The following is a 22,468-nucleotide window of genomic DNA, read 5'->3' on the forward strand; positions in this document are numbered from 1 at the left end:
GCGCTCGGGACGGTCAGGCATCGACCGCGTACCCGACGCCGCGATGGGTGCGGATCACGCTGGCCGGGCCGAGCTTCGCCCGCACCTGGGCGACGTGCACGTCCACGGTGCGGGTGCCGGCGTGGGCGGCGTACCCCCAGACCCCGGCCAGCAACTCCTCCCTGGTGAAGACCCGACCGGGCCGGGCCATCAGATGGGCCAGCAGGTCGAACTCGGTGGAGGTGAGCTGCACCGGTGTCCCGGCGGCGCTGACCGTCCGGCGGGCCGGGTCGAGCGTCACCGGGCCGACGACGCGCGGCCGGTCCGCGCCCTCGGGGCCACCGGCGGAGCGGCGCAGCACCGCCCGCACCCGGGCCACCAACTCCCGGGGGCTGAACGGCTTGGTCACGTAGTCGTCGGCACCCAACTCCAGGCCGACGATCCGATCCACCTCGTCGTCGCGGGCGGTGAGGAAGATGACGGGGGTCCAGTCACCGGCCTCCCGCAGCTGACGACAGATCTCGGTGCCGGGCAGGCCCGGCAGCGCGATGTCCAGCACGCAGGCCACCGGGCGTAGCCGACGGGCCGCGCTCAGGCCGGCGGCACCGTCGCGTTCCAGGTGGACGCCGAACCCGTCCCGGGTCAGATAGAGCCGGACCAGGTCGGCGATGGCCGGTTCGTCCTCGACCACGAGGACGAGCCCACGGTGCGGCGGTTCGACGGTCACCGACCCATGATTGCCGACCCGGTGGGCCCGGCGCGATCGGTGCGTGTTCGGGTTGGGTAAGAGCGACGCAAGGCGGCCCGGTGGGGCCGGTCAGCTCACCGGGGCCGGACGGAACGCGCTGGGCCGCGCGGAGGCCGGTGTGTCGCTGATGGTGGCGACGACGCGCTCCCGGGGCGCCCGCAGGCGGGTCCGGAACGCGTGGTTGAGCAACGCGTCGAGCTGCCACACCCGCTTCGGGTGGCTGGTACGGATGAGGAAGCGCTCGCGGATCCCGTCGATCGCGGTGGCCGCCAACTCGACCGACTGGAGCCGTGGGTCGGGGCTCCAGGTCACGTTGCTCAGCTCCCGCAACTCGGTGTTGAGGTGCAGGCGCAGTCGGTGCAGGAGTCGGGTCTGCTGGGTCACGACCAGCCGACGGTGGGTGAGCAGCAGCAGGTAGTCGCCGGTGACCGGACGGTCGGGGCGGCTGCAACGGGTGACCAGGATGGTGGCGTCACCGGAGCCGACGCAGCGCCGGAAGACCGGCATGTGCCGGCTCACGGTCTGCACGGCCAGGCCAGCCTCGGCGGCGGCCGGAAGGAACGTTCGGGAGAAGACGTCCATGACCTGCCCAACGACGTCCCCGACGGGGTGACGTGGGTCACGGCGGAATTTTGGAAGTTCCACGCCGCTTGCCGCACTGGCTGTCCGACTTCCGACTCGGACGGATCGTGGTCAGGAGGTGGGCTGAAGAGGGCTGGCGGCGAACAGCTCCTCCAGCCACCCGGGGACCGCGTCCGCGTACTCGGCTCGCGACTCGTCCGGCGTGTCCAGGGCCCGACGCCAGGACAGCGACCGGCCCACCGGGCCCAGGCCGATCGCGAGGTCGGCGGCCTCCACGAGGGTCCGGCGGTCGTAGCTGTCCGTCCACGCCTCCAGGTAGGCGTCGCGCAGCCGGGCCAGCCCGGCGTCGTCGGCGGCGAGCTTCTTGGCGTACGCGACGGAGCGCAGGGTCACCAGCAGCGTGCCGAACGGGTGCGCCACCGACGCGTCGCCCCAGTCGAAGTAGCGGTAACCGGCGTCGCCCGCGAAGACGTTGCCGTCGTGCAGGTCGTCGTGTTGCACGGTGGCCGGGATGCCGATGTCGGCGAGCCGTCGGCACCGCTGGGCGTACGACGGCACCTCCGCCCGCAACCGCTCGTACACGTCGGGGCTGAGCCCGCCCTCGGCACCGACCAGCAGCGCCTCACGATCGTCGAGCAGCTCGGCGAAGAGGGCGGCCAGCACCTCCGGACGCTGATCCGGCACGCCCAGGGCGACCAGCTCGTCGGCGCGCGGCGCGCTCGCCAGTTGCAGTGCCGCGTAGCCGGGGAGCGCCCGCTCCCAGTGCGCCAGATCGGGGTCGCGTAGCAGCACGTCGCGTAACGACTCACCACCGTCGGGCAGCAACGACCAGCCCTGCTCCCGGTCCACCGCGATCGGCGTCAGCACCCGGTCCGGCGTCGATTCGGCGAGCGTCTCGACCAGCACGGCCTCGTGCACGGTGCCCGGATTGTTGGCCTTGAACCAGACCGGGCCGTCGTCGGTGGGCACCCGCCACACCAGCGACCACGGACGCACCCGAGGCTCCACCAACCCGGTCACCCGTCGATCGGCGCTGTTCAGTTGCGCGTCCACCCAGGTGCGGGCCCGCACCTGCCACTGCTCGCTGGACCAGTCCGGGGCACGTTCAGCAGCGGTCGTCGTCACGCTGGGCACCCTAGGCCGCCCACTCCGGCCGGGGCGAGGCGTTTTCCGGGCCGGTGTCAGATCAGCTCGACGATCGTGGCGTTGGCCATGCCGCCCCCCTCGCACATGGTCTGCAGGCCGTAGCGGATCCCGTTGTCCCGCATGTGCTGGAGCATGGTGGTCATGATCCGGGCACCGGAGCCGCCGAGCGGGTGGCCGAGGGCGATCGCCCCACCACGCGGGTTCAACCGCTCCGGGTCCGCCTCGGTCTCCGCCAACCACGCCAGCGGCACCGGGGCGAACGCCTCGTTCACCTCGTACACCCCGATCTCCTCGATGCCCAGCCCCGCGCGGCGCAGCGCCTTCGCGGTGGCCGGGATGGGCGCGGTGAGCATGGTGACCGGGTCGTCGGCGGCGACCACGGCGGTGTGGATCCGGGCCAGCGGGCGCAGGCCGTGCCGGCTGGCCCAGTCGGAGGTGGTCACGGCGAGCGCCGCGGCGCCGTCGGAGATCTGTGACGCGGACCCGGCGGTCACCACGCCGTCGGGGCGGAACGGGGTGGCCAGTTCGGCGAGTTTGCCCAACGTCGTGTCCCGGCGGATGCCCTCGTCGGCGGCGAACTTACCCCCGTCGCCGAGCGGCACCGGGGTCAGCTCCGGGTCGAACGCCCCCGCGTCCTGCGCGGCGGCCGCCTTCTCGTGACTGGCCAGCGCGAACTCGTCGAGCTGCGTACGCGTGAGACGCCACCGCTGGGCGATCAGCTCGGCCCCGACGCCCTGGTTGAACGGCAGGGGCGCGTCGTCGGCGAAGCCCTCGACACCCCGGTACCGGGCCCGGAGCTGGTCGCTGAACGGCATGCCACCGGCCACACTGGAACCCATCGGCACCCGGGTCATCGACTCCACTCCACCGGCGACCACCAGGTCAGCCTGGCCGGAGAGCACCGTCGCGGCCGCGAAGTGCAGGGCCTGCTGGCTGGAGCCGCACTGCCGGTCCAGTGTCGTGCCGGGCACCGACTCGGGCCAGCCGGCGGCGAGCACCCCGTTGCGGGCGATGTTCCACGACTGCTCGCCGACCTGGGACACGCAGCCCCAGAAGACGTCGTCGACCTGGGCCGGGTCGAGCCCGGTGCGCTCGGCGAGGGCACGCAGCACGTGCGCCGAGAGATCGACCGGGTGGACACCGGCGAGGCTGCCCTTACGCCGCCCGACCGGGGTCCGTACCGCGCCGACGATGACCGCGTCACTCATGTTTACTCCCCGGTAACTTAGGCTCCCCCGATCCTACGTCGCCCAGCCCCCACGGTGCCGTCGCCCAGCCCTCCTTCCGGCGTCGATCATGGAGTTGTGGTGGGGGAAGTTCCCCGCTTCGCACCATATGTGGGGCGCCACAACTCCATGATCGACGGCGGCGGGAGGGCTGCTGGCATGCTGGGCGGGTGGATGACATCACCGGATCCCGGCAGTGGCGGGTGCCGTCGAGCCTGCCGGCGGCGAAACTGGCCGGTGCGGTTCTGCTGATCGCACTCGGGTTGCTCTTCGCCGACGGCGACGCCGTCCGGCTGGTGCTGGCCATTCTGACCGCCGCCGTCCTGGCCGGCTGGGCGGTACGCGACCTGATCGCGCCGGTTCGGCTGGCTGTCGATCCGACCGGGCTCAGCGTCATCCACGGATTCGCCGGCCACCGGCTGCTGCCCTGGACGGCTGTCGAGGCGATCACCGTGGACCGTCGACCGCGGTTGGGGCTGACGTCCGAGGTCCTGGAGATCGACACCGGCGACTCGCTGCACCTCTTCGGCCGGTTCGATCTGGGCACCACCCCGGAAGAGGTGGCCGCCGAGCTGCGTGCCGTCCGCCCGAAGCAGTGACCGGTCAGCCGAGCAGGTAGGCGGTGCGGACCAGGACCAGGACCAGCAGGACCAGCAGGATGATCGCTCCACCGGCGGCCTGGACCAGCGTGCGCCGACCACGCGGAGCGTAGGCCAGCACCAACGCCATCAGCGCGCCGACCAGCAGACCGCCCAGGTGCCCGGGGATCGAGATGCCCGGCACGGTCAGCGTGAACACCAGGTTGATCACCAGGATCGGGATCACCTGGGAGATGTCCCGACCCATCTTCCGCTCGATGATGATCAGCGCGGCGAAGAGGCCGAAGACCGCAGTGGACGCCCCGGCGGTAGCCGAGTTCTGGGCGCTGAACAGGTACGCGGCCACGTTGCCGCCGAGCCCACCGATCAGGTAGAGCGCGCCGAAGCGCAGCGGCCCGAGGTTGGCCTCCAACGACCGGCCGAGCACCCACAGCGCCCACATGTTGAGCAGCAGGTGGATCACGCCGTAGTGCAGGAACATCGCGGTGACCAGCCGGTACCACTGACCCTCGGCGATGCCGTTGATCGTGCCGTCGGGGAAGACCGCGAGCCCGAGCACCGAACCCCAGTTGGTCAGCGGGGTACTGCCACCCATCAGGCCACCGAAGCCGGAACCGCCCAGCGCCGCGTCCCCACCCCGGTCGGAGGCGATGGAGAGCAGCATGAGCAGCACGTTCAGGGCGATGATGCCCTTGGTGACATAGCCGTGCCGGCCGGCCGCACCGCCACCGAAGGCGGTGCGCGCCGGCCGGACACTACGACGACCCTCGTTGACGCACTCCGGGCACTGGTGCCCGACCGACGCCTCCCGCATGCACTCCGGGCAGATCGGCCGGTCGCAGCGGGTGCACCGGACGTAGGTCTCCCGGCCGGGGTGGCGGTAGCAGACCGGGGTGGTCGGCGGCGACTCGCTCACCGGGCCGACCCGCCGTCCACCACCGCGCGAACCACCGGCACCGGCCGGTGCGGTGCTCCGGAGCGCTCAATCATGCGAGCAAAGGTACCTCGCCGGTCGGTCAGGCAGCAGACCGCTCGATCTCGACCCGCTCGATGACGACGTCCTGCAGCGGACGGTCGCTCGGGCCGGTCGGGGTGTTCGCGATCGAGTCGACGACCTTCACCGACTGCTCGTCGGCGACCTGCCCGAAGATGGTGTGCCGGTTGTTCAGGTGCGGCGTCGGCGACACGGTGATGAAGAACTGCGAACCGTTGGTGCCCGGTCCGGCGTTCGCCATCGCCAGCAGGTAGGGCCGGTCGAAGCGCAGCTCCGGGTGGAACTCGTCGGCGAACTTGTAGCCCGGCCCACCCCGGCCGGTGCCGGTCGGGTCGCCCATCTGGACCATGAACCCGCTGATCACGCGGTGCGAGATGGTGCCGTCGTAGTACGGTCCGCTGCCCGGCTGACCGGTGCGCGGGTCGGTGTACTCCCGGTTGCCCTCGGCCAGGTCGATGAAGTTGCGGACCGTCTTCGGAGCGTGGTTCGGGAAGAGCTCCAGCCGGATCGGGCCAGCGTTGGTGTGCAGGGTGGCGTAGACAGCCTCGGCCACGGGTACTCCTCACTCGTTGGTCAGTTCCATGCGGATCCTCCCATGTGCCCGATCTGGCATCGCGGAGGCATCCGAAGGTGGAGGATGACGAAGGAACAACTCCCAGGAGGTAGGACCGTGTTTGGATTCGGGCGGCGCAAGTCCCAGGGGCAGCTGGCGAAGGCCGAGCTGAACCAGAGCATCAGCCACCTGATGCAGGCAGCCAACCACGCCGCCAAGGGTGCCGGCGCGACCGTCGGCCCTCGGGTCCAGGTGGCCCGGGGCTACGTGGCACCGACCGCCGCGAAGGTGCGCGACCGCGCGTCGACCGGCTGGGGGACGACACTCACCACGCTGGCGCCGCTGGCCGCGGCGGCCCGAGACGGCGCCGCGCAGGCAGGGCCGCTGACCAGGAAGGCCAAGTCGAAGACCATGCGGATCACCGGTAAGAAGAAGCAGCCGCGCCGTCGCGGCTCGATGATGACCGGCCTGTTGGCGGCGGGTGTCGTAGCCGGCCTGGCTGGCGCGGTCGCGCTCCGTCGTCGCCGGGAGCAGCAGGAGTGGGCCGAGTACGACCCGACCCGCTCCCTGGAGCCGATGCGCGACGAGGTCGACTCGATCGAGGTACGCACCCCGTCCACCACCAAGGGAGGCGACGGGTCCGCCATGGCCGGCGCGGCGGGGATGACCGGTGCGGGAAGCTCGGCGGTGGCCGGCGGCACCAGCGCCGGCACCACCAGCCCGGCCAAGCAGACCGGCATCCGCCCGACCGACAAGGTCCCGTCGGTCGCCGAGGGCGCCACTGACGTCTCCGGTCGGCCGACCGACGACCTCACCAAGGCCCTGGGCAAGGACACCGCCCGCACCAACGGCCGTCGCTGACGGCAGCGGCAGAGCATCGGGCGCCGACGCGCGGATCACTCCGCGCGTCGGCGCTTCCGCGTCGGGCGCCGTCGCCCGTCCGTGTCGTGCTGTCCGTGCCAGCCCTGCATCTCGGCACCGGCTAGGGCGCTTCCGCGGCGCTGTCAGAGCCAGCCGTTGCGGCGGAACCAGCGGTAGAGGGCCAGCGAGACGCCGAGCATGAGGGCGAGAGCGACCGGATAGCCGTACGTCATCTTCAGCTCGGGCATATTGTCGAAGTTCATGCCCTCGACGCCGGCGATGGAGGTCCAGACCGCGGCGATCGCCGCCCAGGCGGCGATCTTGCGCATGTCGTTGTTCTGGTCGACGGTGACCTGGGCCAACCGCGCCTGGAGGATCGAGTTCAGCAGGTCGTCGTAGGAGTTGACCTGCTCCACGGTGCGGCTGAGGTGGTCCTGCACGTCCCGGAAGTAACGCCGGATCTCCTTGGGCACGTCCCGGTTGACCTGCGAGGTCAGCGTCATCATCGGCCGTTGCAACGGCACCACCGCCCGCTTGAACTCCACCAGTTCCCGCTTCATCTGGTAGATCCGCTGGATCCGCCCGTGGCCGTGCCGGTCGAAGACCTCGGCCTCCAGCACGTCAAGGTCGTCCTCGATCTGCTCGGCCACCTCCAGGTAGAGGTCCACCACCCGGTCGGTCACCCCGTACGCCACCGCCCACGGGCCGTGCAGCAGCAGATCCTGCTTGGTCTCCAGGTCGGCGCGGATCGGGGCGAGCCGGCAGGCGTCGCCGTGCCGAACACTGATCACGAAGTTCGGGCCGATGAAGAGCATCACCTGGCCGGTCTCCACGACCTCGGAGTTCTCGGTCAGCTCGGCGTGCTCGCAGTACCTGGCGGTACGCAGCACCAGGAAGACGACCTCGCCGAACCGCTCCAGCTTGGGCCGCTGCTCGGCCTTGACGGCGTCCTCGACGGCCAGCTCGTGCAGACCGTAGGTCTCCGCGATGGCGGTCATCTCGGCCAGCTCCGGCTGGTGCAGACCGATCCAGACGAAGCCGTGTTCCTCGCGACGGGCCGCGGTGAGGGCCTCCGCGTACGTCCAGTCGCCGGGTTGCCGCTTACCGTCGACGTAGAGCGCGCAGTCGACCACCGAGCTGCGACCGGTGCCGGTGGGGGTCGGCACCGGGGGTGCGCCGTCGGTCTGCAGGATCCGGGTCATCGCCCGGACCGGGGAGGGCCACGCCCGGGGTCGCAACACCCGACCGGTGCTCGACGGTGCCGTCCGGTCCCGCTCTGTCCGATCCGTCATCGCGTCACCTCCCGCGCTCAGCTGCGGCTTGCAGGCTACGCCGACCGCGGTCGAGGAAACGTGTGACGGCGGTCGCGTAGGCCGGTGGGGTGGTGCCGGGCGGGCCGGGCCGCATCGGGGGGTGTGCGGGGACGACACGGCCCACCCGGCACCCGTGGGGGCGGGAGGTTGTGCTGCCGCGTCACTCGGGTCGCGGCCAGCCCGGAGGGCTGGGGGTGATCTCCGCGACGTAACACGAATGATGCTCGCAGCATTGTGGGCCGCCGGCCGCCCGGGCGGGAGCCCCGGGGCGGCCGGCATCGTCGTTCTGTCAGGAACCCGACAGTTGATTCAGCTGCGGACGGCCTCGACGGCGTCCGCGAGACGGCGGACGCCCTCGTCGATCCGGTCGGCGGTCACCGCCGAGAAGGCCAGCCGAAGGGCGTGCCGCCCACCGTCCAGCACGAAATCGCTGCCCTTGACCACGGCGACCCCGCGCTCGGCGGCGGCCGGGGCGAGCCGGTCGACGAGCACGTCCTCCGGAAACTCCACCCAGAGGAAGTAGCCACCGTCGGGCTCCACGAACCGCGCCTGCGGCAGGTGCCGGCGCAACGACTCGGCGAGCACCCGGGCCCGCTCACCCAACGCCGCGCGTACCGTCTCGATCGAGCGGTCGATGTCACCGGAGACGCAGAACTGGTGCACGATCGCCTGCGACACCATCCCGGGCGAGATGTAGAGGCTTGTCGCGTTCTTGGCGATGTCGGCGATCAGGTCGGCCGGACCGACCAGGTATCCGACCCGAACACCCGGGCACACCGTCTTGGTGAAGCTCGACGCGTGCACCACCACGTTGCGGGTGTCCAACGAGAGCATCGACGGCAGCGCCTCGCCACGGAAGCGGATGTCCGCGTACGGGTCGTCCTCGAAGATGGTGAACTCGTACTCGGCGGCCAGGTCCAGCAACTCCCGACGCTTCTCCAGCGAGAGGGTCATGCCGGCCGGGTTCTGGTAGTTCGGGATCACGTGCGCGAGCCGAGGGCGGACCCCGGACTCCAGCAGCTTGCGCAGCTCGGCCGTGTCGAGGCCGTCCGGCTGGACCGAGATGCCGTGCAGCTCACCGCCCATCCGCTGGAGGTTGAGCAACGTCCGGTCGTACGTCGGGCGTTCCACCACCACCGCGTCGCCGGGGCGGACCAGGTGGTCGAAGAGGAACGCGTCGGCCTGGAGCGACCCGTTGGTGACCAGCACCTGGTTGGCTTCGACGCCGTGCTTCTCGGCGATCCACTTTCGCAGCGGAACGTAACCGACGGAGGTGCCGTAGGCCGTCACCCCGGCGGGGTCGGCCTCGAAGGCGCGGACGGCGGCGGCCTTGAGCCCCTCGACATCGACGATGTCCAGCGAGGGGGCCCCACGGGCAAAGGAGATCAGCTGCTCGGCGGTCATGGATATTGAGCGTACGGGCGGCGGCGGGGGGCGCGCCGACGGCACGGCGATGTCCGCATCCTGAGCCACCGGGACGGGTGACCCGACTCCACCGGTCGGCGGCAACTCAGACCGGAAGGGCGAGCGCGTCGTGGTGCGCGGCCCGGGAAAGGCCCTCCATCTGCACGCCGAGCGCGTCGAGGAGTCGACTCCAGTCGAAGTAGGAACGCCAGGCCGTGATCCGCCCCGTGCGGACCCGGACCACGTCGGCGACCTCCCAGCTCACCGTCCGGCCGGTCGGCGCGACGGTGCCGTACGGCGAGTGCAGCGTACCGGTGTGGGTGCCGGTCAGGCGCAGCTCGACGGCCGCGCCAGCGCCGGTGCGGACCGCGCCCAACGGCTCGACCCGCAGGTCCGGGAAGGCGCCCGTCCAGGTGCGCAGGAGCGCGGGCAGCTCGATCGGTCGGACCGTCACACCCGGCATGGAGTAGAACGCCTCCGGGGCGTAGAGATCCGGTAGACGGGCCACGTCCCGACGCAGGAGCATCGCGTACTGCTGCTCGACCAGGCGCTCCGCGTCACGCATCGGGCCCTCCCCTGCGGGTGACGGCACCTCCGCGCCCGCAAGGGATGCTTACCCATCGATTCGACCGGGCACACCTGGTCGAGTCAGGTCGTGGCGACCGCCTGGCTCTCCGCCCACACCCGCATGATGTCCCGTACCGAGATCACCCCGGCCACCTCCCGGCCGTCCAGCACCACCAGGTGCCGGAAGCCGCCCCGGGCCATCGCCGCAGCCGCCTCGGCCACCGTCCACTCCGGCCCGGCGTAGACCACGTCCCAGGTCAGGTGTGCACCGGTGCGTTCCACATCACAGTCCAGGCCCGCGCCGACCGCCTTCAACACATCGCGTTCCGTCATGATCCCGACCCCCTCGGAATCCGGGTCGATCACGACCGCCGACCCGACACCACGGGCCGACATCATCCGGGCCGCCTGGCGGAGCGTGTGCTCCGGCCCGACGACGAGGACCTGGCTGGACATGGCATCCCGTACCTGCATCACTCATCACTCCCTTGGGACGGTGGCATCCGGTAGGAACATGGTCGTCGGTGGATGTTTCCAGGACAAGGCCGCGCCTTGGCACCACACGAACGCTCGCTACTGTCGGATGGTGTCCACCGAGCCCCTGCGCTGCGCCGGCGCGCTGATCGTCGACGACGACGGCCGCATCTTCTTCCAGCGACGCTCACCCCACCGACGCCTCTTCCCCAACTGCTGGGACATCGTCGGCGGCCACCTGGAACCCGGCGAGGACATCGACACGGCACTCCGCCGGGAGATCACCGAGGAGACCGGCTGGTCCCTCTCCCACGTCCTCGGCCAGGTGGGCGAGTACACCTACGTGGGCGACGACGGACTGACCCGGATCGAGTACGACTTCCTGGTCCGCGTCGACGGCGACCTCGACCACCCGAGGCTGGAGGCCGGCAAGCACACCGAGTACCGCTGGCTCGCCGAACACGAGCTTTCCGTGCTGGACGAGCACCGCGACGTCAACGACGGACTGATCCGGCGGATCGCGGACGAGGGTTTCGCCGCTCTGCGCTCGACAGGTCTGTGAACACCGTCGAGCTGGCCCCGCACCGGATCGCCGGGCTGCTCGCCCCGGCCGCGGACCGGGTCTTCCGGGCCGGCATGCTGGCCGGCCGCGACGGCGGCGGCGCGGTCCTGGCCCAGAAGTACGGCGGGATCGCGGCGACCGGATTCCTGGTCGACCTGCGTACCCGACTGGCCGCACCCGGCGGGAAGGTCGACGGCCCGGGGTTCGCGGCGGTCACCCGGTACCAGGACCCGGTCGCCTGCCGCCGCGCACTGGACAAACAGGTGGCGTACGGGATGCTCCACCGCGGCACCGACGGCACGCTCTCGGCCAGTGAACGTGGGGCCGCCTTCCTCGGCGAGCTGTACCAGGTGCACGCCGACGTCACCGAGGAACTGTGGGCCGGACACGACGAGCGGGTGTCCCGGATGGTGGCAGCGCTCGGTCGGCTGCTGTCCTACGCCCTGGTGCTCGTCGACGAGGAGGGCGACGACGGAGGCTCCGCCTTCACCGCGATGGCGCCCCCGTACGAGCCGGACGGCACCCCGTCGGGCGTACTGCTGCTCAACCGGCTCGGCACGCTGCGCTACCACCGGGCCGACGCGCACGCCGCCGCCTGGGCCGCCGCCGGGCACACCGCCGCCAGCGTCGCCGCGCTGCCGCCCGGACCCGAGCGGACCGCCATCGAGCTGGAGACCGACCGGCGGGCCGCAGGCCCGTACGCCGCCCTCGGCGCGGAGGAGCGACTGACCCTGCTCGCCGACCTGGCGGCGCTACCCGGCTGACCCGGCTCCCCCGAACCTGCCCGGCTCGGCGGCTGGGCCGCGTCACCGGGCTGCCCGGTTGACCAGAGCGGGCCGACCGACCGGCGCTATCCTCCACCGATGACGGGCAGCAGGACGAGGGAGGATGTCGCGATGATCGGAATGGTGCTCGCGGCCGGAGCGGGACGCCGGCTGCGTCCGTACACCGACACCCTGCCGAAGGCGTTGGTGCCGGTGGACGGCGAGACCACGATCCTGGACATCGCGCTGGGCAACCTCGCCGAGGTCGGGCTCACCGACATCGTGATCGTGGTCGGCTACGCGGCGGACGCGGTCGTCTCCCGCCAGGCGGACCTGGAGAAGAAGTACGGCGTCAGCCTCACCCTGGTGCACAACGACAAGGCCGAGGAGTGGAACAACGCCTACTCTCTCTGGCTGGCCCGGGAGCACTTCGCACGCGGGGTCCTGCTGGTCAACGGGGACACCGTGCACCCGGTGAGCGTGGAGAAGACCCTGCTCGCCGAGCGCGGGCCGGGCATCCTGCTCGCCGTGGACACCCTCAAGCCGCTGGCCGAGGAGGAGATGAAGACCACCTTCGACGCCGCCGGCCAGCTCACCCGAATCACCAAGATCATGGACCCGGGCGAGGCGTACGGCGAGTACATCGGTGCCACCCTGATCGAGCCGCAGGTCGCCGACGCCCTCGCCGACGCGCTGGAGGCGACCTGGCGACGGGACCCGAACCTCTACTACGAGGACGGCTACCAGGAGTTCGCCGACCGGGGCGGCGAGGTGCGGGCCGCGCCGATCGGCGACGTCCCGTGGGTCGAGGTCGACAACCACGCCGACCTGGCCCGCGCGCGGGAGATCGCGTGCCGCTACTAGCGCGGAGCGTCCTCACCCCGCTGCACATCGACGTACGACGGGGGGCGGTCGCCGACCTGGCCGCGATCCTCGCCGACGGGCGGATCTCCTCGGGCGGTGACGTCGCGGTGGTGGTCGGCCCAGGTCAGGGTGCCCAGATCGCGGAGTTGATCCGGCCGTCACTGCGTACCGCCGACGTGTTCACCGTCGCCGGGGGCACGCTGGAAGCCGCCGACGACCTCGGCGGCAAACTCCGCGCCCGGTCGTACGACGCGGTCGTGGGCATCGGCGGCGGCAAGACCATCGACGTGGCCAAGTACGCGGCCACCCGCCGAGGACTGCCGATGGTGTCGGTGGCGACCAGCCTCGCCAACGACGGGATCGCCTCCCCGGTGGCCAGCCTGATCACCGACGGGATCAAAGGCTCCTACGGGGTGCACATCCCGATCGCGGTGATCGTCGACCTGGACTTCGTGGAGAGCGGCCCGGACCGGCACAACCGGGCCGGCATCGGTGACGTGATCAGCAACATCAGCGCGTTGGCCGACTGGGAGCTGTCCCGCCAGGTACGCGGCGAACCCGTCGACGGGCTGGCCGCCTCGCTCTCGCGAGCGGGCGCCGAGGCGGTGCTCAACCACCCGGGCGACATGACGGACGACGCGTTCGTCACCGTGCTGGCCGAGGCGTTGATCTCCAGCGGCCTGGCGATGGCTGTCGACGGCACCAGCCGACCGTGCAGCGGCGGCTGCCACGAGATCATGCACGCGGTCGACTCGCTCTTCCCCGGCACCGCCTCACACGGTGAGCTGGCCGGGCTGGGCGCGCTGTTCTGCACCTGGCTGCGGGGGGATCAGCGGCGCTTCGGGGAGATGTCGGCCTGCCTCGCCCGACACGGTCTGCCCCGGCTCCCCGCCGAGGTGGCGCTCACCGACGACCAGTTCGTCGAGGCGGTGCAGTTCGCACCACGTACCCGCCCGGACCGGTACACCATCCTCGAACACCTGGCACTGTCGCCTACCGAGACGCGGGACCGGCTGGCAGACTACGCCGGTGCAATCCGCGACCAGCTTGGCTGACCCCCGTCCCACCGTCGCCGACTTCCACCGGGTGAACCGGGGTGGCGGCCTGTTCAGCGAGTCGATCAGCCAGTGGCTGGGCGCCGTCTTCGCGCTCGTCGCCCAGCGCCTCGGGCTGCGCCCGACCGCGTTGACCCTCGCCAACCTGGTGCTCGGGCTGGCCACCTCGGTCACCGTGGTGGCGCTCGCCGGCCCGGTCGCCGACGGAGACGTACCGGCCTGGGTGGTCGGCCTGCTCGCCCTGATCGGCTGGCAGGTGGCGTACTCCCTGGACTGCGCCGACGGGCAGCTCGCCCGGGTGACCGGCCAGGGCAGCCCGGCGGGCGCCCGCATCGACATCCTCTGCGACGTGGCCGCGCAGATCGCGCTGGTCGCCGCGCTGGCCGCCACCGCCGTCGCGCAGGAGCCGTCCACCCCGACCTGGCTGGTGGCGACCTTCGCCGGCACCTGGATGGTCAACCTGGTGACGTCGGTGATGCAATCCGGCCCGAACGCGGCCAGCATGGTCACCTCGAACTCACTGCCGGTACGCCTGGTGAAGCTGGTCCGCGACTACGGCGCGGTGGTCTTCGTGGCCGCCCTGGTGCTGGCCGTGGCACCCGCCCTGGTCCTCTGGGTGATCGTCGCCTTCACGATCGTCAACGGTGGCTTCCTGCTGGCGAGCATCGCTTTCTCCGCCCGCGCCTCCCTACGCTGACCCACCCCGGCGCACCCCGCCCCGCGCACCCCGCCCCGCCGCCCGCAAGATTCGCGCAACTTCCGCGATGTTGCTGCCTCCGGGGCGCCGGAGACAGCAACTTCCCCGATGTTGTGCGGATCTTGCGGCCGCACGGCGTGAGGCACCGCCAGCGCGGGGCACCGCGGGCGCGGGGCACCGCGGGCGCGGGGCACCGCGGGCGCGGGGCGACGCCGCGCGGGACGGGAGTCAGGCGCGGGTGGGGGTACGGGCCAGGCCCGCGTAGATGTCGATCAGCTGCTTGGTGACCACGTCCGGGTGGAAGGTGCGCTCGTAGCGGGCGCGGGCGGCCCCGGCCAGTGCGGGCGCACCGGCGCGGGCGATCGGCAGGGCGGCGGCCAGCGCGGCCGGCTCCGGGGCGACCACCCAGCCCGCGTCGCCCAGACCGGTCCCGGTCGGCATGGGCGACCCGCCCCCGGCCACCCGGGGCGCGACCGGCGAGGCGACCTCCGACGCGACCGGCGAGGCGACGGCGGAGGCGGCAGCGGCCGGGCCGGTGCCGGCGGGTTCGTGCGGGGCGTCGGCCCCGACCAGGTACGGAATTCCCCCGAGCGCCGTGCCGAGCACCGGCCGACCACTGGCCAACGCCTCGATGATCACGGTCGGCAGCACGTCGTGCCACATGGAGGCGGCGATCACCACGGCGCTCGCCTCGACCGCTGCCCGCACCCCGGCTCGGTCGAGTTGACCGAGGTAGACGACGTCGGGTCGCTCGGCGGCGGCGGACTCCACGAGCGGCCGCAGCTCGCCGTCCCCGGCGATGCGCAACGTGCCGAGCGTGCCCACCGGGTGCCGACGCCAGGCGTCCAACAGCAGGTCGACGCCCTTCTCCGGGCTGAGTCGGGCCATGTAGAGGAACCCGTCGCCGAGTGGCGTCGGCCGGCCCGGGTCGGGTACGGAGTTCGGCTTCACCACGATGCGTTCGTCCGGAATGCCGTAGTCGCGGAGGTGGTCGGCGATCGCCGAGGTGAGCGCGACGTACCGGTCCACCGAACGCCAGGTGCCCCGGTGCACGGCCAGGGTGGTCGCCATCAGGGCGCTCTGCGCGGCCGAGTCGCGGTAGCAGCGGTGCTTGATCGCCGGCACCCCGAGCGCCCGGCCCTTGCAGTCCTGGCAGATCACGCCGTCGCGGAAGTAGATCCCCGAGGAGCAGACCTGCCGGTAGTTGTGCACCGTCTGCACCACCGGCACGCCGTGGCGGTGCGCGGTCCGCACCACCCACGGCGAGATCAGGGGGTACGGGTTGTGCAGGTGCAGGACGTCCGGCCGGTGCTCGGTGAGCAGTCGGCTCAGGTCCTGCTGGGCACGTGGCGCCCAGATCGGCGAGATCGGCAGCAGCGCCTTCGCCGCCTTCGACATCGACGGGATCTCGTCCGAACTGCGGATGAAGGGCAGCACCTCGACGCCGGCAGCGGTGAGCTGCGCCATCTCCGAGTCGACGATCGTGTTCTCGCCGGAGGGCTGAGCTTCCCGATACCGGTTGTGCGCCACCACGATTCTCACGGGAAAGAAGGCTACCGTTGGCTGGTGCCCGAACTACCGGAGGTTGAGGCGCTCGCGGGTTACCTGCGGCAGCGCGCGGTGGGGCGGCGTGTCGACCGGCTGGAGATCGCCGCGATCAGCGCCCTGAAGACGTACGAACCGGCACCGACCGCGGTCGCGGGTCGGACGGTGGTCGACGCCAGTCGGCACGGCAAGTTCCTCGACGTGCTCTTCGAGGGTGACCTGCACCTCGTGGTGCACCTGGCCCGGGCGGGCTGGCTGCACTACCGGGAGGCGTTCCCGGCCACCACCCCGCTGCGCCCCGGTAAGGGCCCGATCGCGCTGCGCGTACGCCTGGACGACGGCTCCGGCTTCGACCTCACCGAGGCCGGAACCCAGAAGAAGCTGGCCGCGTACCTGGTCACCGACGTGTCAGCGGTCCCCGGGGTGGCCAAGCTGGGGCCGGACGCGCTCGCCGCGGACCTGCCCACGTTCACCGAGCGACTGCGGAGCCGGCGGGGGCAGGTCAAGGGGGTGCTGACCGACCAGTCGGTGCTGTCCGGGGTGGGGAACGCGTACTCGGACGAGATCCTGCACGCCGCGAAGCTGTCCCCGTTCGCGATCACCGACCGGCTCACCGATGCGCAGATCGCCACGCTGCACGCGGCCACCCGGCAGGTGCTCGGCGACGCGGTCGAGCGCTCCCTCGGTCAGCGGGCGGCGGAGCTGAAGGGCGAGAAGCGCTCCGGGTTGAAGGTGCACGCCCGCACCGGGTTGCCCTGCCCGGTGTGCGGGGACACGGTGCGCGAGGTGTCGTTCGCCGATTCGAGCCTGCAGTACTGCCCGAACTGTCAGACCGGCGGCAAACCCCTCGCTGACCGACGGTTGTCCCGCCTCGTACGGTGAGTAATTCCACTCGGCGACTACGGAGCGGAATCGGCCTTCCTGAGCGGAAGCTCCGGTCCGCCGTTCTCGCCACGCGCGCATCCATCGGTATAGTGGCCCGGTCCCCGGCTTCTGAAATGGTGCGGAGCCGGCCAGATCCCGCCGGCACCATCGGTCGCCAATCTCCTTCGGGGCGGCGACCGGTCGGAGCTCGCGTGGGAGACTGGGACGGTGGGCGACCCGGGCCCTCACGCCGAGTGAGCGGCCCGTGTCATGCGGGAGGACATGGGTGAGGTGACGGCAAGCCTCCAGCGCCCGGTAACCAACGAAGGCCGGAGCAGACTCGTGCGGCACGTCGACAGCTTCGAGATCCAGCCGCCGACGCCGCCGTCACACAACGGCGTCCCTCGGTCGGCGTGGACCAGGGCTCGACGCCGGGTTTCCCGTTGGCACCGCCCCTACATCGCGATCCTGCTGCTGCTCGACTTCGGCGCGGCCGCCTTCGCCAGTTGGATCGCGATCCAACTGTTCGACCAGGCCGCCTCCGGGTTCACCGGCACCAACCAGGACCCGACCTGGTTCCACACCATCTCCTACCTGCTGCTTCCGCTCGGCTGGGTGGTGATCCTCTGGAGCAACCGGGCGTACGACCGGCGGTACCTGGGGCTCGGCCCAGACGAGTTCAAGCGGGTGATCCGGGCCGCGGTGACGGTGGCCGCGAGTGTCTCGTTCCTCGCCTTCGCCACCAAGACCGCGTTGTCCCGGTGGACGGTCGGGACGGCCCTGCTCGGTGCGCTGCTGTTGATCCTGTGGGGTCGGTTCGTGGCCCGCTGGGCGCTGCACTACATCCGGCGTCGGGCCGGCCAGGCCGCCCACCGGATGGTGCTGGTCGGCACCCTTCCGGAGTGCCTGGAGGTCTACGCGGCGGTCACCCGCAGCCCGGCCGCCGGGCTGGTGCCCGTCGCCATCCACATCACCGACGGCTACGCGGCGGCCCGAGGGATGCCGACCCCGGTTCCGGTGTACGCCGGCCGCGACGTCCTGGCCCTGGTCCGTGAGGTCGGCGGGGACACCATCGCCGTCTGCGGGTCGGCCAGTGCCGAGCCGGGCGAGCTGCGTCGGCTGGCCTGGCAGTTGGAGGGCTCCGGCGTCGACCTGGTCGTCGCGCCGCAGCTCACCGACATCGCTGGGCCCCGGGTGCACATCCGGCCGATCGAGGGCCTGCCGCTGCTGCACGTCGAGGAGCCGACCCTCTCCGGTCCCGCGCTGCTGGCCAAGAACCTGATGGACCGGGTCGCCGCCGGTCTCGGCTTGCTGCTGCTGATCCCGCTCTTCGTGGTGATCGCCGTGGCGATCAAGACCTCCGACCGGGGGCCGGTGTTCTTCCGCCAGCCCCGGGTGGGGCACGAGGGACGCACGTTCCGGGTGTGGAAGTTCCGGACCATGTACGTCGACGCCGAGGATCGGCTGGCCAGCCTCGTCGACCGCAACGAGACCGACGGCATGTTGTTCAAGATGAAGCAGGACCCCCGGGTCTTCCCGGTCGGTGGCTTCCTGCGGGCCTCCTCGCTGGACGAGCTGCCGCAGCTGATCAACGTGCTCTGGGGTGAGATGTCGCTGGTCGGGCCCCGCCCGTTGCCGGCCGACGACGGTGACTTCCTGGGCGACGTACGCCGCCGACTGCTGGTCCGCCCCGGCATGACCGGGTTGTGGCAGGTGTCCGGCCGCTCCGACCTGTCCTGGGACGAGTCGGTCCGACTGGACCTCTACTACGTCGACAACTGGTCGCTGGCGTACGACCTGAGCATCCTGTGGCGCACCGTCGGGGTGGTGCTCGCCCGCAAGGGCGCGTACTAGCCGCTGTTTCGAGGGCTTCGAGCCACCGGTGCCGCGCAGCCGTGGCCACCTCGCATCAGTATCGTCGGACGGTAGCGATAAGGTGACCAACGGCAATCAGGGCAAAAAAACGGCCCCCAGTCGGGGGCCGTTCCTGCCGTATCTCTCGGCGTCGTATGGGCCAACCATACACCAACACCGAGAACCAGAGGGGTGGACGTGGCCACAGTCGCCGCCTACATCGACGGCTTCAACCTGTACTACGGGATGAAGAACAAGTACGGCCGCAAGCACATGTGGCTCGACGTCGTCGAACTCGTACGCAAACTCAGGCCCAAGGACACCGTTACCGGGGTCCACTACTTCTCAGCCATCGTCAAGAACGAACCTGCCGCCGCCCAGAACCAAACCAGCTACATCGACGCCATGAAGATCCGCAACGGTGGGCTGCTCACTGTGCACCTCGGGCGATTCAAGGAGCGGACGATCAAGGATTGCCGCCGCTGCGGACAGAGCTACAGCTGTGGCTGCGGCCGGCAGTACAGGAGCTTCGAGGAGAAGGGGACCGACGTCGCACTCGGTGCGATGATGGTCGCCGACGCGGCCCTCCGCATCGCGGACACCACCCTGCTCATCAGCGCTGACACCGACCTCGCCCCGGCGCTGTCCACCGTACGGGCGGTCAACCCCAACCAACGGATCTACCTCGCCATGCCACCTGGCAACACCAAGGCCTCCAGCCACTTGACCAGCGTCGGCGATCTCGGTCAGTTCTTCATCCGCGAGCAAGCTCTACGCGACGCCCAGTTGCCCAACATCGTCGCGGACCCAGCGACGGGGCGCAGCTACACCCGCCCCGCCAAGTGGAGCTGACGGACCTGCGCTTGCCACGCCGCCACCCTCTCCCGTCCGGGTCTCGGACCTCAACCTGCCGTACGCGATAGGCCTGGGGCTTGGCGGGTCGGCCCGCAGGGGCAAGGATCGCTGCGTGGGTGCCAACCTCTCCGCCGTGGTCGGCGTCGTCTCGCTCGTCACCGCGCTGACCGCCGCCCTGTTGGCGGTGCTGCGGTTGCGCGCCCGCCGTGGGATCGCCACCGCCACCCAGCGGGCCACCTACGAGGTGCTGCACACCGCCGGCCTGGCCGCCGAACCGCTGCGGGCGGGGCTGAGCGAGGTGGGCGCCGCGAAGGCCGTACGTCATCTGCGGGCCCTGGTGGGCGCGGTCGGGCTCGCGATCACCGACACCGACCGGCTGCTGGCCCTCGACGGGCGCGGCACGCACCACGGCGAGCAGTTGCTCGCGGCGGCCCAGCGGACGGTGGACACCGGCCGCTCGACGGTGCTCGGCGAGCAGGAGTTGCACTGCGACCGGGTGGACTGCCCGATCCGTGGGGCGATGGTCGCGCCGTTGCGGGGGGCGGACGGTCGGGTGGTCGGCGCGTTGGTGGCCGTCGCCGACAGCCCACCACCACCGGGGCTGGTGCAGGCCACTCTTGAGACGGCGCACTGGGCCGGCAACCAGCTGGCCCTGGCGGAGCTGGACTCGTCCCGGGAACGGCTGGCCCGCGCCGAGATCCGCGCGTTGCGGGCGCAGATCAGCCCGCACTTCATCTACAACGCGCTGACCGCGATCGGCTCGTTCGTCCGCACCGACCCGGAGCGGGCGCGGGAGCTGATCCTGGAGTTCGCCGAGTTCACCCGCTACTCGTTCCGGGCGCACGGTGAGTTCACCACCCTGGCCGAGGAGTTGCGCTCCATCGACCGTTACCTGACCATCGAGCGGGCCCGGTTCGGCGACCGGTTGCAGGTGCGGTTGCAGATCGCCCCGGAGGTGCTGCCGGTGACCCTGCCGTTCCTGTGCCTGCAACCTCTGGTGGAGAACGCGGTCCGCCACGGGTTGTCCCGCAAGCCGGGCACGGGCATGGTGAGCATCGAGGCCCGGGACGCGGGTGCCGAGTGCCACATCACGGTGGAGGACGACGGAGTGGGAATGGACCCGACCACGCTGACCGCCGGCATCGCCGAGCTGGCCCGCGGCACCGGCGACCCGGGCGACGACACGGGCCGGCACGTCGGCCTCTCCAACGTCGACGAGCGGCTGCGGTCGGTCTTCGGCGACCGGTTCGGCCTGGTCGTGGAGACCGGGCTGGGCTCGGGCACGAAGGTGAGCATGCGGGTGCCGAAGTTCCACCCGGGTGTACGGGCCGGGTCGTGAGCGAGCGGACCGGGACGGCCGCGGTGAACGCGTCCGGCTTCCTCCGGGTGCTGGCGGTGGACGACGAGCCGCCCGCGCTCGATGAATTGGCGTACCACCTTCGGGCCGACCCCCGGGTGGCCCGGCTGCTCACCGCCGGTGACGCGACCGAGGCGCTGCGGCTGCTGCGGGACGGTGACGTCGACGTGGTCTTCCTGGACATCCGGATGCCCGGGCTGGACGGGATGGAGCTGGCCCGGGTGCTGCGCCGGTTCGCCCGGCCACCGGCGATCGTGTTCGTCACCGCGTACGACGACGGTGCGGTGGACGCCTTCGACCTGGGTGCCACCGACTACGTGCGCAAACCGGTCCGGGCCGACCGGTTGGCCGAGTCCTTGCGCCGGGTGATCGGGTCGCGGGTGGTGCCGTCGCACCCGGCGGCGCTGGCCCGCGCGGAGGAGGACCCGACGATCCCCATCGAGTTGGCCGGCACCACGCGGATGCTGCCGCGTTCGGCGGTGCGCTGGGTGGAGGCGCAGGGGGACTACGCCCGGTTGCACACCGCGGACGGGTCGCACCTGGTACGGGTCTCGCTCGCCACGTTGGCGGAACGCTGGGCCGATGCCGGTTTCGTCCGGGTGCACCGGTCGTACCTCGTGCAGTTGAAGCTGATCGCGGAGCTGCGGTTGGTCAACTCCGGCTATGTCGTGGTGATCGACTCGACCGAGCTGCCGGTGAGCCGTCGGCATACCCGGGAGCTGAAGGACAAGCTGGTCAGGGCCGCGAAGCAGGACTGGAATCGCTGAATCGGGAATGCAAAGACGCCTACCGTACGTTGTACGCTAGTCCGTACGACTTCCGGGAGGCCGCCGTGACCGTGACCCCGTTCGACGCCGAGACCGAGTTCGATCGCCAAGTCGACCACCTGGTGCGACTGGGCTACCCGGCCCTGGCCGGGCTGTCCGAGACCGCCTTCCGAGACCTGGTCGCGCCACTGCGGGCCAGGGCGGCCGACGGCACCGCCGGGCTGCCCGCCCCCACCGACGCGCGAGTGCCCTTCCTGCTGGTCGTCACCCGGGATCTGGTCGGAGTACCGGAACGCCTGGGGCTCACCACGCTGGCCGGCAAGCGCAAGCCCGGTGTCGTCGACCGCAACTACGCCGAGGACGACCTGCCGCGCTTCGACCCGATCAAGGAGTTGGAGGTGCCGGCCGGGCCCGCGTACCTGCTCTTCGACGTCGACCGGGGCGAGGAGTTCCGCAACCTGGCCCCGGCCACGGCCATGGAGCAGATCACCGCCCAGGGTCGGCTGCCGCTCACCATCGACGAGGGGCTGGCCTTCGTCACGCTGCACCCGGCCGCGCTGGCCAGCAACAGGTGCTTCTCGCTCGTCGGATCCCGAAGCGGTGACAAGCGGGTGCCGGCGCTCTGGATCAGCCAGGGAGCACCGAAGCTGGGCTGGTGCTGGTACGGCAACCCGCACACCTGGCTCGGCTCCGCCTCGGCCCGTCCGGAGCGCGTCGGCATGGACTGAGCATCTACGAGGGGAAATGCCCGGTCGTGCGGATCCGACCGACCGGGCACCCCGCCGTCATCGCCCGTGACCTATTCTCCTGACACCGATTCGCGTACGGGGCGCCGGAT

At 71.3% G+C, this 22,468-nt stretch carries 24 protein-coding genes; 13 read left to right on the forward strand and 11 right to left on the reverse strand.

The genetic code is table 11. The features are described from left to right. Positions 1-13: 13 nt before the first annotated feature. The 4 genes from O7616_RS04490 to O7616_RS04505 all read right to left on the reverse strand — a co-directional run bounded on the left by O7616_RS04490 (position 14) and on the right by O7616_RS04505 (position 3,663). Complete coding sequence (locus tag O7616_RS04490; RefSeq protein WP_282263702.1) at positions 14-706, reverse strand: response regulator transcription factor; 693 nt, start codon at positions 704-706, stop codon at positions 14-16. A gap of 90 nt (positions 707-796) precedes the next feature. Continuing rightward, entirely contained in the window at positions 797-1,309 is a 513-nt protein-coding gene (locus tag O7616_RS04495; protein WP_282305728.1) for a hypothetical protein, read from the reverse strand. Positions 1,310-1,420: 111 nt separating this feature from the next. Then, the gene (locus O7616_RS04500; RefSeq protein WP_282305729.1) at positions 1,421-2,434 is read right to left on the reverse strand and encodes a phosphotransferase; all 1,014 of its coding nucleotides are present in this window, start codon (positions 2,432-2,434) and stop codon (positions 1,421-1,423) included. Between the two features lie 56 nt (positions 2,435-2,490). Further along, positions 2,491-3,663 (reverse strand): acetyl-CoA C-acyltransferase, encoded by a 1,173-nt coding sequence (locus O7616_RS04505; protein ID WP_282305730.1) that lies wholly within the window; start codon positions 3,661-3,663, stop codon positions 2,491-2,493. A gap of 188 nt (positions 3,664-3,851) precedes the next feature. Between O7616_RS04505 and O7616_RS04510 the strand changes: the two genes are divergently transcribed. Further along, positions 3,852-4,280, forward strand: coding sequence for a PH domain-containing protein (locus O7616_RS04510; RefSeq protein WP_282305731.1), 429 nt, complete (start codon positions 3,852-3,854; stop codon positions 4,278-4,280). Between the two features lie 4 nt (positions 4,281-4,284). On the opposite strand, the gene O7616_RS04515 is transcribed toward O7616_RS04510, so the two are convergent. Both O7616_RS04515 and O7616_RS04520 read right to left on the reverse strand, forming a co-directional pair. Next, a complete protein-coding gene (locus O7616_RS04515; RefSeq protein WP_282305734.1) occupies positions 4,285-5,196 on the reverse strand; it encodes a rhomboid family intramembrane serine protease in 912 nt (303 codons plus the stop codon). A gap of 100 nt (positions 5,197-5,296) precedes the next feature. Continuing rightward, positions 5,297-5,827 (reverse strand): peptidylprolyl isomerase, encoded by a 531-nt coding sequence (locus O7616_RS04520; RefSeq protein WP_088987147.1) that lies wholly within the window; start codon positions 5,825-5,827, stop codon positions 5,297-5,299. 84 nt (positions 5,828-5,911) lie between these two features. On the opposite strand from O7616_RS04520, the gene O7616_RS04525 reads away from it, so the two are divergent. Beyond that, positions 5,912-6,688, forward strand: coding sequence for a hypothetical protein (locus O7616_RS04525; protein WP_282305735.1), 777 nt, complete (start codon positions 5,912-5,914; stop codon positions 6,686-6,688). A 143-nt stretch (positions 6,689-6,831) separates the two neighbouring features. On the opposite strand, the gene corA is transcribed toward O7616_RS04525, so the two are convergent. The 4 genes from corA to O7616_RS04545 all read right to left on the reverse strand — a co-directional run bounded on the left by corA (position 6,832) and on the right by O7616_RS04545 (position 10,446). Further along, positions 6,832-7,980 (reverse strand): magnesium/cobalt transporter CorA, encoded by a 1,149-nt coding sequence (corA, locus tag O7616_RS04530; RefSeq protein ID WP_282305736.1) that lies wholly within the window; start codon positions 7,978-7,980, stop codon positions 6,832-6,834. A gap of 330 nt (positions 7,981-8,310) precedes the next feature. Then, positions 8,311-9,405 carry a PLP-dependent aminotransferase family protein gene (locus tag O7616_RS04535; RefSeq protein WP_282305737.1) on the reverse strand — a complete coding sequence of 365 codons (1,095 nt, stop codon included), beginning with the start codon at positions 9,403-9,405 and terminating at the stop codon, positions 8,311-8,313. Positions 9,406-9,511: 106 nt separating this feature from the next. Next, positions 9,512-9,970 (reverse strand): ester cyclase, encoded by a 459-nt coding sequence (locus O7616_RS04540; protein ID WP_282263688.1) that lies wholly within the window; start codon positions 9,968-9,970, stop codon positions 9,512-9,514. Positions 9,971-10,053: 83 nt separating this feature from the next. Beyond that, entirely contained in the window at positions 10,054-10,446 is a 393-nt protein-coding gene (locus tag O7616_RS04545; RefSeq protein ID WP_145778434.1) for a CBS domain-containing protein, read from the reverse strand. A gap of 109 nt (positions 10,447-10,555) precedes the next feature. Between O7616_RS04545 and O7616_RS04550 the strand changes: the two genes are divergently transcribed. The 5 genes from O7616_RS04550 to O7616_RS04570 all read left to right on the forward strand — a co-directional run bounded on the left by O7616_RS04550 (position 10,556) and on the right by O7616_RS04570 (position 14,388). Next, positions 10,556-11,008 (forward strand): NUDIX domain-containing protein, encoded by a 453-nt coding sequence (locus O7616_RS04550; RefSeq protein WP_282305738.1) that lies wholly within the window; start codon positions 10,556-10,558, stop codon positions 11,006-11,008. Further along, positions 11,005-11,772 carry a hypothetical protein gene (locus O7616_RS04555; RefSeq protein WP_282305739.1) on the forward strand — a complete coding sequence of 256 codons (768 nt, stop codon included), beginning with the start codon at positions 11,005-11,007 and terminating at the stop codon, positions 11,770-11,772. Before O7616_RS04550 ends, O7616_RS04555 begins: the two co-directional genes overlap by 4 nt. Positions 11,773-11,904: 132 nt before the next feature. Beyond that, positions 11,905-12,636 carry a phosphocholine cytidylyltransferase family protein gene (locus O7616_RS04560; protein ID WP_282307526.1) on the forward strand — a complete coding sequence of 244 codons (732 nt, stop codon included), beginning with the start codon at positions 11,905-11,907 and terminating at the stop codon, positions 12,634-12,636. Continuing rightward, positions 12,624-13,691: an iron-containing alcohol dehydrogenase family protein gene (locus O7616_RS04565; RefSeq protein ID WP_282305740.1), complete on the forward strand. Its 1,068-nt coding sequence runs from the start codon at positions 12,624-12,626 to the stop codon at positions 13,689-13,691. The genes O7616_RS04560 and O7616_RS04565 overlap by 13 nt, the downstream gene beginning before the upstream one ends. After that, positions 13,666-14,388 carry a CDP-alcohol phosphatidyltransferase family protein gene (locus tag O7616_RS04570; protein WP_282305741.1) on the forward strand — a complete coding sequence of 241 codons (723 nt, stop codon included), beginning with the start codon at positions 13,666-13,668 and terminating at the stop codon, positions 14,386-14,388. The genes O7616_RS04565 and O7616_RS04570 overlap by 26 nt, the downstream gene beginning before the upstream one ends. Before the next feature lie 228 nt (positions 14,389-14,616). On the opposite strand, the gene O7616_RS04575 is transcribed toward O7616_RS04570, so the two are convergent. Continuing rightward, entirely contained in the window at positions 14,617-15,930 is a 1,314-nt protein-coding gene (locus O7616_RS04575; RefSeq protein ID WP_282305742.1) for a glycosyltransferase family 4 protein, read from the reverse strand. Positions 15,931-15,954: 24 nt separating this feature from the next. Between O7616_RS04575 and O7616_RS04580 the strand changes: the two genes are divergently transcribed. The 6 genes from O7616_RS04580 (at position 15,955) to O7616_RS04605 (ending at position 22,358) form a co-directional block, all read left to right on the forward strand. Next, a complete protein-coding gene (locus O7616_RS04580) occupies positions 15,955-16,815 on the forward strand; it encodes a DNA-formamidopyrimidine glycosylase family protein (protein WP_282305743.1) in 861 nt (286 codons plus the stop codon). Between the two features lie 264 nt (positions 16,816-17,079). Next, complete coding sequence (locus tag O7616_RS04585) at positions 17,080-18,651, forward strand: sugar transferase (protein ID WP_282307527.1); 1,572 nt, start codon at positions 17,080-17,082, stop codon at positions 18,649-18,651. A gap of 198 nt (positions 18,652-18,849) precedes the next feature. Then, on the forward strand, positions 18,850-19,503 hold the full coding sequence (locus O7616_RS04590; protein WP_282305744.1) for an NYN domain-containing protein: 654 nt from the start codon (positions 18,850-18,852) through the stop codon (positions 19,501-19,503). A gap of 115 nt (positions 19,504-19,618) precedes the next feature. Then, positions 19,619-20,845 (forward strand): histidine kinase, encoded by a 1,227-nt coding sequence (locus O7616_RS04595; RefSeq protein WP_282305745.1) that lies wholly within the window; start codon positions 19,619-19,621, stop codon positions 20,843-20,845. A gap of 23 nt (positions 20,846-20,868) precedes the next feature. Then, complete coding sequence (locus O7616_RS04600) at positions 20,869-21,630, forward strand: LytTR family DNA-binding domain-containing protein (protein ID WP_282307528.1); 762 nt, start codon at positions 20,869-20,871, stop codon at positions 21,628-21,630. A 65-nt stretch (positions 21,631-21,695) separates the two neighbouring features. Continuing rightward, on the forward strand, positions 21,696-22,358 hold the full coding sequence (locus O7616_RS04605; RefSeq protein ID WP_282305746.1) for a DUF5701 family protein: 663 nt from the start codon (positions 21,696-21,698) through the stop codon (positions 22,356-22,358). Positions 22,359-22,468 lie beyond the last annotated feature (110 nt).

This window comes from Micromonospora sp. WMMD964, assembly GCF_029581455.1.
Classification (GTDB): domain Bacteria; phylum Actinomycetota; class Actinomycetes; order Mycobacteriales; family Micromonosporaceae; genus Micromonospora.